Origin of the sequence: Mesorhizobium sp. M5C.F.Cr.IN.023.01.1.1 (assembly GCF_003997585.1) — a bacterium.
Lineage (GTDB): Bacteria > Pseudomonadota > Alphaproteobacteria > Rhizobiales > Rhizobiaceae > Mesorhizobium > Mesorhizobium wenxiniae.
The window spans coordinates 122,753-135,282 of record NZ_RZSU01000001.1; the positions used below are offsets into that span (position 1 = coordinate 122,753).

The 12,530-nt window shown below is 58.8% G+C and carries 9 protein-coding genes; all 9 read left to right on the top strand.

Annotated elements, in window-relative coordinates; translation table 11 throughout:
- Positions 1 to 33 precede the first annotated feature (33 nt).
- The 9 genes from EOA78_RS00575 (at position 34) to EOA78_RS00625 (ending at position 12,448) form a co-directional block, all read left to right on the top strand.
- Positions 34 to 1,845 carry an HrpF/NolX family T3SS translocon protein gene (locus EOA78_RS00575; protein WP_236370748.1) on the top strand — a complete coding sequence of 604 codons (1,812 nt, stop codon included), beginning with the start codon at positions 34 to 36 and terminating at the stop codon, positions 1,843 to 1,845.
- Positions 1,846 to 2,901: 1,056 nt separating this feature from the next.
- Positions 2,902 to 3,246: a helix-turn-helix domain-containing protein gene (locus tag EOA78_RS00585; protein ID WP_091595831.1), complete on the top strand. Its 345-nt coding sequence runs from the start codon at positions 2,902 to 2,904 to the stop codon at positions 3,244 to 3,246.
- Positions 3,247 to 3,283: 37 nt separating this feature from the next.
- Entirely contained in the window at positions 3,284 to 4,621 is a 1,338-nt protein-coding gene (gene glyA, locus EOA78_RS00590) for a serine hydroxymethyltransferase (RefSeq protein WP_127313439.1), read from the top strand.
- A gap of 57 nt (positions 4,622 to 4,678) precedes the next feature.
- The gene (gene metK, locus EOA78_RS00595; protein ID WP_063169265.1) at positions 4,679 to 5,854 is read left to right on the top strand and encodes a methionine adenosyltransferase; all 1,176 of its coding nucleotides are present in this window, start codon (positions 4,679 to 4,681) and stop codon (positions 5,852 to 5,854) included.
- Between the two features lie 19 nt (positions 5,855 to 5,873).
- Positions 5,874 to 6,968, top strand: coding sequence for an adenosine kinase (locus EOA78_RS00600; RefSeq protein WP_245316490.1), 1,095 nt, complete (start codon positions 5,874 to 5,876; stop codon positions 6,966 to 6,968).
- Positions 6,969 to 7,033: 65 nt separating this feature from the next.
- Entirely contained in the window at positions 7,034 to 8,068 is a 1,035-nt protein-coding gene (tdh, locus tag EOA78_RS00605; protein WP_127313440.1) for an L-threonine 3-dehydrogenase, read from the top strand.
- Positions 8,069 to 9,695: 1,627 nt separating this feature from the next.
- Entirely contained in the window at positions 9,696 to 10,382 is a 687-nt protein-coding gene (locus EOA78_RS00615) for a response regulator transcription factor (protein WP_029354874.1), read from the top strand.
- A gap of 71 nt (positions 10,383 to 10,453) precedes the next feature.
- Positions 10,454 to 11,875, top strand: a complete 1,422-nt coding sequence (locus EOA78_RS00620) for a type II and III secretion system protein family protein (protein WP_051695798.1) — start codon at positions 10,454 to 10,456, stop codon at positions 11,873 to 11,875.
- Positions 11,876 to 11,887: 12 nt separating this feature from the next.
- Positions 11,888 to 12,448: a CpaD family pilus assembly lipoprotein gene (locus EOA78_RS00625; protein WP_236473720.1), complete on the top strand. Its 561-nt coding sequence runs from the start codon at positions 11,888 to 11,890 to the stop codon at positions 12,446 to 12,448.
- The last annotated feature ends 82 nt before the right edge of the window (positions 12,449 to 12,530 follow it).

Genomic DNA, 12,530 nt, shown 5'->3' on the forward strand with positions numbered 1-12,530 from the left:
CAGCATCAGCAAAGTGCATCGTGCTTCGAAGCGATGCTGTCCACTTGTGTGCTGGCAAACAAGCCCGGCTCTTTCGCGCAAGGGGATCTGCCAACGTCGAATCTTGATTCGACAATGGATAAATTGCGGCAGGACCCTTTGGGCCATCTGGCACCGGATGTCGAATCGACATTGAAGGGCTTGGAGCAACACCCACTGGATCTGCTGCCGCCACATATGAGGGCGGCTCTCAAGGAGGACCAATCGCAACGCTCCAAGGCGACTGAAGCCCAACATCTGCTCCGCGTCACCCCGAAGATCGAGCCGGCTCCCAGGCCGAGCCCCGGAATCACGTGGAACGGTGGGTCGCTGACCACGGCTGAGTTGCAGATTGTTGCGGTACTCAACCGTCACAAGGACCAATGCCCGCTTAGTTGGAAGTCGTTGACCGAGAAAGCCAATGATCCCTCTACGCCACCGGATCTGAAAGCGGCGATCAAGGGACTGCAGCAGGATTCGGGACTTTTTTATGCGATTGGCTCGCAGGGCGACGGCCGCTGTGGAGGCAAGATCAACGCCAAGGACTTGGCCGGATTTTCAAACCACCACCCACAAGTTGCTGCATTTCAGGAAGCCCAAGCGCAAAGCTACGAGCAGAACTACATACCATCCGACGGCAGCGGAGGTTTGCAGCCTTCGGTCATGACCTTGAGCGATGCCTTGCGGGAGTTTTACCGGTACTCCGAAAATCTGTCCAAGGACCTGAGTCTGGATGAGTTCAAGAAAATGGTCGGCGGCGAATCGAAAAACGGCAAATTTCCGCCCCAGGTCATTGCGGCGGCGCAATATTTCCTCGATCACCCCGATGCTTGGAACCAGTTGTGCGGTGGCTCGAAAGGGAAGATGCACAAAGAGGATTTCCTGCAAGTCGCCTCATCGTCGATGAGCCTCACGCAAACTGAGCTGAATACGGTCGAGATGATCAAGGACCATCAGGACACGTTCTTTGGAAGCGGTGTTCTGACTCGCGACAAACTGGCGAAAATGAAAGACGACAAGAGCCTTGATCCGAAAGTGCGGGAAGCAGCCTCTCAGCTCCTTTCAGATCCTCTTTTGTTTGGCCTCCTGAACAATTCGATCACGGGCTATAAGACCCATCATAAATTCTTCGACTTTGGCGGCGGGCATACGGTTGATTCCGGCAATATCAGCAAAAAAGACTTTGCCCATTTTTGCACAAACATGTCGTCTGCGAACCGCAACGTTCAGCAGCCAATCACCCACGGCGCCCAAACCGCAGAAGAGCAGAATGCCGTCGCGGACATGAAGATGGGCCTGATGGACCAGCCTGACATTAAGTCAGCCAAAAAGAACGGCGGGGCCGTCATGCACGTCGTCGACTCCGTGCTCAAAATCGAGACGAAAGTGCTCGACTTGGCGGCAACGGCGGTGGGACTGCTCAGCTTCATTCCGGGCCTCGGACAAGTAGCCGATCTTGCCTCGATGGTTCTCGAGGCTGAGTCGCAAGCAGCCAATCTCCTGCGTACGGCCATTAACGGAGGCGATATGAAGCGAGCGCTGGAGGAAGCTGGCCTCAATATGGCCGCGCAGGCGATCGGCCTTATCGCAGGCCCCGAGGTCAAGCTGGCCATTCGAAATGGGCTCGTAAAGCACCTGATGGAAGAGGCCTTGGCGGCAGGCATTGATCTTTCGGTCTCGACGGCGCAGGACTACGCAGAAGGCTATGTGAATAACCTCCAAGCGCGCCTTGCAGGCGGCCCTGAGCAAAACCTAGGCCTTCCGAGCATGCCATCATTCCAGAGTGTGGCAAGCAATGTGCCCTTCGTCGGCATTGCCTTATCCTAGCCGTCGCCTTGCGCGGAAGCTTTGGCTCGCGCGCTGAGATAAGGGTCATTGTGGCACAAGCAGGGGTTCATCCGCATCAACGCAAGCGGTGTTCCTGACGCCATCTTGATCGGACTGTGAGGGAGATGTCCGAAGTCTGTGAAGGCTTCGGTATATGACGACTTCAGAGTTACGCTGAGCCCAGCCATCTCGAGCCGGTGCGCCGGGTCGAGGTTTTCACGGGCGCCGGCCGGCAGCGGGAATGGTCTCCGGAAGGCACGGCGCGGATGGTGGCGGAGCTGGCGCAGCCGAAGGAACGGCTGTCGCGCGCCCAGGGCGGCCTCCCGAACAGCCAGACGATGATCTCCTGCGGCCTATATCCTTGTGCCCACGCTCAAGGCAGTCGGCTGAAAACAGCGCTGATTTAAAACAGCATTATCCTGCACTGCACCCTCGATCCTTGCGCTCACCGATCGCTCGTCGACACGCACGCGGTCAAGTCGTTATCGGCGCTATGCCGATGGGCTTCGAGAGCAAGGTGGACGCTGAGCGGTGCGTCAGCCTCAGGGCGCGGCTGGCCAGCTTTGGGTCTCACGCTCTATGACGGCAACACCCGGCTGATCCACTTGGCCTGTTCGGGGGCTCCCGGCAGCGGCGCGGAAGCCACGGTCCGCCTTCCTCGGCTTCAGGCCAAAGACACCGCAGCATGCTCCAGAGCTATGTCTGCCGCCTTCGCCCCATCGTCGCTGGTCATGTGGAAAGGACAAGCAGGCTACGCACCCCATAATCCCGTCGGGCAGGATTCGACAGTCGACGGCGAGACATTCGCCAAACCTCACCCTTGATTCTCAGCAACGTTAAAAAAAATTCACATAATGTTCGTGAGCATAGTCTCCTGTCAGGTGGTACATTAGCCCCAATATCTGGCGTCTTAGTCGTAGAAAGGACTGTGATCCATCTTCCATTAGCATCCATACCAGCGGATTTACAGCAAATGACGAGAAGAGATCTCATGCGGATTGATGGGGATAGAAGGGCTAGCGGCTTGCTGCATCCCGTCCGGGTTGATGCCAACCAATGTTGACACTGGTAAATCGCGTAAGGACGGCAGCGCATCTTGATCGCCTTCGAATCCTGGGCCTTTGCGCGCATGCGGATCTAACCGTCGGCGAGCTGGCCGATATTACCAGTCTGCCTCGCGAGCAGGTTCGACGCCACGTCCGGCGGCTGGTCAGAGCCAACTTTCTTTGCTGCAACGAACAACGTCCGCAGTCTTCGTACCATATGCAAGCAGGAGGCAAGGATGGCGGGCTGGCTCAATTGGTGGTCGATCTCCTGCCCCACGATGATGGTCATCATAAAAGAGACCTACAACGCCTGGAAGCAATACAAGACGCGCGGTTGAAGGGACCGCCTGCTTGATCGTGAAATAGATCAGTCCAAATGGAGCGCGACTACCATGGATAACTCCGCCGGCGGCGCCATCGCGCAGCCCGACACTTACGGGCGGCCTCACTTAGCCGCCGTCGACTCCCGCGTTCGCGAACTGCTTCTAAGACAGGAGCGCCAGGAGCGGACAACTCTCAAACTGATCGCCTCCGAGAACTTTGCCTCCTCGGCGGTGTTGGAAGCGACCGGGTCGATTTTCACCAACAAGTATGCCGAGGGATACCCCGGTGCGCGCTACTACGCCGGAAACGAGATCGTCGATGAGCTTGAGACCCTCGCGATCGAGCGCCTGAAAGCGCTATTTGGCAGTGAACACGCCAACGTCCAGCCTTATTCAGGCTCGCCAGCCAACCAGGCTGTCTATCGCGCGCTTTTGAGCCCCCGTGACAAAGTGATGGGCTTGCCTTTACCCGAAGGCGGCCATCTGACTCACGGTTGGTCCGTCAATTTTTCCGGCAGCGATTATCAGCGCGTCCCGTACAGGCTGCACGAAAAGACACAGCAAATTGACTATGACCACTTGCGCGAGACCGCCAAGCGGGAACGCCCGAAGCTAATTTGGGTCGGCGGAACTGCTTATCCGCGTATTTTTGACTACGCGGCAATGGCCGAAATTGCTTCGGAGGTGAACTCGTATCTGGTGGCTGACATCGCCCACATCAGCGGCCTGGTTGTCGCAGGAGTGCATCCGAACCCCGTGCCCCATTGCGATGTGGTCACCAGCACCTCTCACAAGGCGATCCGCGGTCCCCGGGGTGGCTTCATTTTATCAAGGAATGAAGACCGTTATCAGCCCCTCCATCATCCGAAGAGCAAACACAATCTGGCCAAACGTATAGACCGCGCCGTGTTCCCTCTTCTGCAAGGCGGACCGCATATGAATACTATCGCCGCGCTTGCCGTCGCTTTGCAGGAAGCAGCGAACTCGTCCTTTCGTGTCTACGGTCAGCAGATCGTCCACAACGCCAAGGCTCTGGCCCAGGCGCTTCTGGAGCGAGGTTATGAACTCGTCACCGGGGGCACTGACAATCACATGCTGATCCTTGATCTTCGGGACCGGCCGCTGTCAGGCAAAGCCTATGCGGAGCGCTTATCGCGTGCAGGCATCATTGCGAATTTCAATATGGTCCCGGGCGACCGGCGGCATCCGGCGCTGACAAGCGGCATCCGCTTAGGGACACCAGCGGTGACGTCCATGGGCATGCGCGAAACGGAGATGGTGCAGATCGCCGCTTTCATCGACTCGGTCTGCCGCCAGCCCGATGACCAGGAAGTTCATGCGAGCGTACGAAGAGACGTTGCCGACTTCTGCACTGCGTTCGATGTTCCCGGCATCCCCGACCGCTAAGCCACCCCAATCCAGAAACTCCTCACTAACTCCAGCACTTGAAGCGAGGGCATTTTTATGACCAGGCAGTTCGTGTTCTCTTCCGAATCCGTCGGCGCGGGACACCCCGATAAGATGGCAGACAACATCTCCGATGCCATTCTCGATGCGGTCCTGCGCACCGATCCGAAGGCGCGCGTCGCCTGTGAAGTGTTGGTGAAGACGGGGATGGTCGTTGTGGCTGGCGAGATCACCAGCCATGCCCACATCGATTACAGCCAAGTCGCCCGCGATACGATACTCGATATTGGCTACGACGATGATGCGATTGGCTTTGATGGTCGACGTTGCGCCGTCGTTCTGGCCCTCACCGAGCAGTCGCCCGACATAAGCCAGGGCGTTGATGAAGGACGAGGGCAGGATCTCGGGCAGGGGGCAGGGGATCAGGGCATCATGTTTGGATTCGCATGCAACGAGACGGATACATTGATGCCCCTGCCGATCCAACTCGCTCACCATTTGACGAAAAGACAGGCCGAGGTCCGGAAAGCGGGACAGCTTGGCTGGCTGCGTCCGGACGTGAAATCTCAAGTGTCCGTACGCTACGAAGGGCTCCGCCCGGTGGCGCTGGATACCATAGTCCTGTCGACGCAGCATGACGAAGCGGTCTCACAAGCCACGGTCCGCGAAGGCGTCATTGAGGAGATCATAAAACCGGTCCTGCCGGCCCACCTGGATACTTCGGGGATCAGATTTCTGGTCAACCCAACAGGGCGGTTCGTGGTCGGTGGGCCTGCCGGCGACTGCGGCCTCACAGGACGGAAGATCATCGTCGATTCCTACGGTGGGACCGGGCGTCACGGCGGCGGTGCCTTTTCGGGCAAGGACCCATCCAAGGTTGACCGCTCGGCGGCCTATGCCGCCCGGTATGTCGCGAAGAACATCGTTGCCAGCGGCCTTGCGGAGGTCTGCGAGGTTCAGCTTGCCTACGCGATCGGCGTGGCCAGTCCGGTTTCTGTCATGGTCAATACTTTCGGAACCGCAAGGATCGAGGAAAAAAGGATCGAGCGCCTTGTTCTCGAGGTTTTCAATCTCCGACCGAAAGGCATCATCAAGATGCTTGATCTCTTACGCCCGATATACCGCAAGACGGCGACATACGGACACTTCGGGCGTGAAGAGCCTGAGTTCACCTGGGAGAAGACGGACAAAGCTGACGATTTGCTGCGTGAAGCAGGACCGGCAGCTGCGTGAGGGCGGCTGGATCAAGCGCATGCGGCAACCCATTTCAACTCGCGAGACCACGCCCGGCCGGCATGGCAAGAAGCCGGCTCGGGTTTTTGGCGGAGATTTTGATGCGGATTATGACGTGCTCTGCATCGGTAATGCCATTGTCGACATCATCGCCCAGTGCGACGAGGCATTCCTCGAGACCAACGGCATCATCAAGGGAGCGATGAACCTCATCGACACAAGGCGCGCCGAGCTGCTCTACAGCCGCATGGGTCCGGCGATCGAGGCCTCCGGCGGCAGCGCCGGCAACACGGCGGCCGGCGTCGCCAGCTTTGGCGGCCGCGCCGCCTTCTTCGGCAAGGTCTCCAACGATGCGCTGGGCGAAATCTACGCCCACGACATCCATGCGCAAGGCGTCGCCTTCGACACCACGCCGCTCAAGGGTGAACCGCCGACGGCGCGCTCGATGATCTTCGTCACGCCCGACGGCGAGCGCTCGATGAACACCTATCTCGGCGCCTGCGTCGAGCTCGGGCCTGAGGATGTCGAGGCGGACAAGGCCTCTGGCGCCAAGGTCACCTATTTCGAAGGCTATCTGTGGGATCCGCCGCGCGCCAAGGAAGCAATCCGCCAGACGGCGATGCTGGCGCACGCGGCAGGCCGCGAAGTGTCGATGACCCTGTCGGATTCGTTCTGCGTCGACCGCTACCGCGACGAGTTCCTCGAGCTGATGCGTTCGGGTACCGTCGACATCGTCTTTGCCAACAGCCACGAGATCAAATCGCTTTACCAGACGGCGTCGTTCGACGAAGCGCTGGCGCAGATTCGCAAGGATTGCCGCATCGCCGCCGTGACCCGATCGGAAAAAGGCTCGGTGATCGTGCGCGGCGACGAGACCGTGGTGATCAAGGCGACCGCCATCAAGGAGCTGATCGACACGACGGGCGCCGGCGATCTCTATGCCGCCGGCTTCCTGCATGGCTACACGCAAGGCCGTGACTTGCAGACCTGCGGCGACCTTGGCTCACTGGCAGCCGGATTGGTGATCCAGCAGATCGGCCCCAGGCCCCGTCAGAATTTGCGCCGCGAGGCCGAGCAGGCGGGGCTGACCATTCCGGACGTTCAAACGAGTTAGTGGCCTACCTTCCCGTTGTGCAGGCTATCTCGCCAGAAGCGCAATCACGGAATAGGGAAATCCTGATGTCGAACATGATGAAGGCGCTTGTGAAGGCCAAGGCCGAACCGGGCATCTGGATGGAAGAGGTGCCGGTGCCGGAAATCGGCCCCAACGACGTGCTGATCAGGATCAAGAAGACGGCGATCTGCGGCACCGACGTGCACATCTACAATTGGGACCAGTGGGCGCAGAAGACGGTGCCGGTGCCGATGGTGACGGGCCATGAATTCGTCGGCACCGTTGCCGATTTCGGCGCAGCGGTCACCGAATACAAGGTCGGCCAGCGTGTATCGGGCGAAGGCCACATCGTCTGCGGCCATTGCCGCAACTGTCGCGCCGGGCGAGGGCATCTGTGCCGCAACACACTCGGCGTCGGCGTCAACCGTCCGGGCGCGTTCGGCGAGTATCTGGCGATCCCGCAGCACAATGTCGTGCCGATCCCCGACGATGTGCCCGATGAGATTGCCGCGATCTTCGATCCCTTGGGCAATGCCGTCCACACCGCATTGTCCTTCGATCTGGTCGGCGAGGACGTGCTGGTGACTGGCGCCGGGCCGATCGGCATCATGGGCGCGCTCGTCGCCCAATGCGTCGGTGCGCGCAAAGTGGTCATCACTGACATCAACCCGGTGCGGCTGGCACTGGCGAAAAAGCTCGGCGTCCAGCATGTCGTCGACGCCTCGAAGGAAAAGCTGCGCGACGTCATGCCGGTGCTCGGCATGACCGAGGGTTTTGACGTCGGCCTCGAAATGTCGGGTGCCGCGCCCGCCTTCCGCGACATGATCGACACCATGAACAATGGCGGCAAGATCGCCATTTTGGGCATCGCCCCGACCGGCTTCGAGATCGACTGGAACAAGGTCATCTTCAAGATGCTGCATCTCAAGGGCATCTACGGCCGCGAGATGTTCGAGACCTGGTACAAGATGATCGCGCTGGTGCAGGGTCCTCTCGACGTGTCGGGCCTGATCACACACCGCATCGGGGTCGATGACTACCTCGACGGTTTCGAGGCGATGAAGAGCGGCAATTCGGGGAAGGTGGTGATGGATTGGTAGGGATTGCCTTGGCCGCTCTTCAGGAAAAGCTGACGGGACAGCACCCCTCTGGTCCGCCGGACATCTTCCAACGAGGGGAACATGGCTGGGTGGAGAGCTATGGCTCCGCTAGGTGCGCCCCCTAATCATGATACGGCGACGTATCGCGGCCCATCCGATAACGGTCGATGGTGGCAATTCGCCTCAGCCGATGACGGAAACCCGGTGAACGGATGCTCACAGGCCCCGACGCGATCGTCTATTTCCTAAGATCTGCGATTGAGGTCGAGGTGTTGCCGCCGTTTCAGCGGGTAAGATGCGTTAGACGACTTCCGGTACCTTTCCGGTCAGCGAATTAACGAAGGCAACGAGCCGCATTGGACAGGTCGTGCCATTCCGGTTCGGGGGAAGTATGGCGCGGCTCAGCATGGCGACACGGTCGGAACTGAAGCGGCGATCGTGGAGCGTTATCGCGGCGTTGACAAGCGGCGCATTCTGAATGAGTTCGGGGCGGTAATCGGCTATTATCGCAAGCGCGCGCGATCCGTCTTATGAACCGTCGTGAGCAGAGGCCGTCTGCGAGCAAGAGCCGCAGCCGCTGTTACGGCAGCGATGTCCGCGAGGCGCTCATCGTGTTGTGGGAGGCTTCGGAGCGGCTGAGGTCCGCATCGTCGCTCGCGGCGGCCAGCGCCGCCGGGCAGGAATGAGTTCGGCAGTTCGCCGCTCGGTGCAAGCCCGCACCTTCGGCGATTGGAAAGATCCGCCGCCCGGCTTTGTTGAGCGCATTCGGGCACGTCTTGGTCGGGGAGCTTCGTGCAGACGATGGTGCTGACCGAAATTGCCACCGGCTGGACCGAATGCATTCCGGTCCGCACGCGCAACAGCGGCAATGTGATTATGGCGATCAAGCAGGCCCGCTCGCGGTTTCCCTGACCCTGTGCTGCTGTTTGCCGGCATCCGCCGCACAGGAAGAGCTTGGTCGTCGATCTCCAGCCTGAACGCGGTCGTTTCCTGGTGCCGCAAATCGGCTGTTGCATACACATCCCTGTCAGACGTCAGTTTTCCTCGCCCATTTTGGTGTCGAGATGCGAAGTGCTCTTTTGGACCAGCAAGGCTTTTTGGAAATCTGAGAGCGGCTTTCCGCGGGGCGCTCCATTTTTGAGCATCAAGCTACCACAGCCAATGACGCGCAGGTTCCACCAGACTCGCCAGCCTTGAAGGACAGCGAAATAGCAGAGCACGACAGACACAACAATCCATCAGGAAGCCGCAGTCGTTGAAGATGCGGCGCTGCATCCATACCGTGGATGCATTCGATCCAAATAATCGATTTGTTCAATCAGTTTCTCGAAAGCTAACCCTACCCTCTGTGGGAATCGGGCTCTGGGCCGCGACGCTGCCTTGCGAGCGCAGGGGCTGCACGTAGGAGAGATGATGCAACGAGAAATCGCACGCGGGTTGCTGGCGTCGTGGGTTCGCCGACCGGCGTATTTGAGCCCGTCAGTTGGTCCTCACCCGCGCCTATTGCCACCGAGCGACTTGCATGTCCCTCCAACTCGGACCTGTTCCGAGAGATGCGACGAGTTGTGCGCCGTGTGCTCCGATCAGATGGCCGCCGGTGACGCGTCTCTCTTCGATAGGAGATGAAATGCGAACGCTGCTCGTGGATCATCATGCGGATCTTGCGCGCGCCATGCGACTTGCGCTCGGGGATGGCGGCTTCGTCGTTGATGTCGTTGGTACTCTGGAACTGGCCTCGAGTGCATTTTCTTGCGCCAGCTATGAAATTCTCCTGCTGGAATTGGCTCTGCCAGATGGCGATGGCTTGGGTTGGCTGAGGCAGTTGAGGACCCACGGGCATTCAGTTCCTGCCGTCATTATGAGCAGCCTTAACGATCTCGATAAGCGAATTGCGATCTTCAACGGTGGTGCGGACGACTTTCTGCTCAAACCCGTCTCTACCGATGAGCTTATCGCCAGAATGAGAGCCATTCTGCGCCGGGCGTCACAGATGACCGACCTGAGGCTCGTATTTGGCAATCTCAACTTCGATCCGGTCGCCCGGCAGGTTTTCGTTGCTGGGCACCCAATGATGATCGCACGTCGCGAACTCTGTATTCTAGAGCATCTGCTTAACCGGGCAGGCCGCATCGTGCCCCGTGCGCAGTTGGAAGATCACCTCTATTCGTTCAACGACGACGTGTCTGCCAACGCGCTTGAAGTCGGAATCTATCGTTTACGTGGACATCTGACCAGATCAGGTGCAACGCCACGGATCAAGACCATCCGTGGCATTGGCTACATTCTAGAATTGACTGACGCGTCATCCGCATAGTTTGTCGAATCGAAAGAAGATCTATTTTGCTGATCCTTCAACATCCTTGCCCTGCGCTCAATTGGCGGGCGATCGCCATCAAGGTTCCGAGACCTGCAGTGCCCCGTTACCTGGGCCATCTCCTCTGCGCGCTTATTGTGACTTTCCCACTTGGTGTCGCGGCGCAAAACAAGCAGGACAAAGGCGCGCCGCGTGCGGCTTCGAATAGCATCAATGCCACGCTGACCCTTTCCTCTTCGCTCGGGGAGACCGTTCATCTGCCCGCGCCAGCCACGACCATCTTTGTTGCTGACCCGACGATCGCGGATTTTCAGGCACCATCGAGCAAAACAATCTTCGTCTTTGGCAAGAAATCGGGGCGGACCAGCCTATTCGCCTTGGACGGCAACGGCGAGCCTCTCGCCGAATTGCGTATCGTTGTCACGCAACCGATCGGGGATTTACGCGCCATGTTGCGGGAGCAGGTCGGCGACTATCCCATCCGCGTCAACTATACGCCGCGCGGCGCAATCCTTAGCGGGACGGCGCCCGACGCAGAGGTCGCCGACACCGCAAAAAGAGTCACTGAGCAATATCTGGGCGACGGAGCGCAAGTCGTCAACAACATCAAGGTCGCTGGATCCCTGCAAGTTAACCTCAGCGTGCGCGTAGCCGAAGTCTCACGCAGCGCCATGAAGTCACTTGGCGTCAACCTGTCCGCCTTCGGTCAAATCGGCAATTTCAAAGTGGGCGTTCTAAGCGGAAGCGGTGCAAGCGCTGGATCTGGTTCAACCCAGGGTGGCGGTACAGCAGAAATCGGATTCGACAACGGTGTCGTCAACGTCAGCGCGGTTCTCGACGCGCTCGCCAAGGAGCATATAGCTTCCGTCCTGGCTGAGCCGAACCTCACCGCTATGTCGGGTGAAAAAGCCAGCTTTCTAGCTGGCGGCGAATTTCCCATTCCTGTCCTGCAGGAAAACAGGCAGGTATCGGTTGAATTCCGTCACTTCGGCGTCAGTCTGGAATTTGTGCCGACAGTTCTCAGCAACAATCAAATCAACATTCACGTAACGCCCGAAGTCAGTGAACTGTCGACGCAAGGTGCCGTGCAAATCAACGGAATTTCCGTGCCGGCAGTTTCCACGCGCCGAGCCGATACGGTCGTCGAACTCGCCAGTGGGCAGAGCTTCGCAATCGGCGGTCTAATCAGGCGGAACGTCAACAATGATGTCAGGGCCTTTCCCTGGCTCGGAGAAATGCCGATCCTGGGACCGCTTTTTCGCTCGTCCTCGTTTCAAAAAGAGGAGTCAGAACTGGTCATTCTAGTTACGCCTTACATTGTAAGACCAGGCTCCAACCCAAACCAGATGAGCGCACCTACGGAGCGGGCGGCACCGGCTTTGAACGGAGGGGGCGCTCCGACGAATTCCGTGGCAAGTCCCCCGCGAGACCGCGCTGCTATCCGTGCGGGCGCGCCAAGCGCCCAGGGCGGTCTCGGCTTCATCATCGAATAGTGTCGTCCAATGATGTTGCGTTTTATAGTCCTCTTTGTCGCTCTGGCACCAAGCGTAAGTGGCTGCACAAGCACTACGCCAGTTGATGTCGAACCATCGGCATCAATGCTTGTCCGAGAGGAGACCACCCTCCTGACGTTGCAAAGCCTGCGCGCTTCCGAACGGCAGCGTTTGCGTGATTTCCTAAACAAGGCCAGTCGCGGCCGATTCGATGCCCTCCACCTCCTCATCAGCGGTTCGCCCCAGCTCAGCGCAGGGGTAGCCCATCAGGCCAGGCAGTTGGCAATCGAAGCAGACAACATTCAATTGCTCGATCAACACGACGCCGGCTCAGTGCGAATTGAGGCGATTGTCTATCACGCCCGTCCGCCGGTCTGTCCCTCATATGGTGCCTTACCCAATGAAGAATCCTTCAAACAGCCGCTTGGTTGTTCGACAGGATTTAACCTGGCCGTGATGGTCAACGATCCGCGCGATCTGCTCGACAATCAGGCCGTCAAGTCCGGCGATGGCGATCGTGCTTCTGTACCAGTTGCCACTTACAGAACGTTCGGGACGGATAAAGGTGGCTGATACCGGCCCTTATCTTGGCAGCACTCCTACCGGAGATTGAAAGCTTCCAATCTCGTCCTGATCTAAAATCAAAGGAACCGCT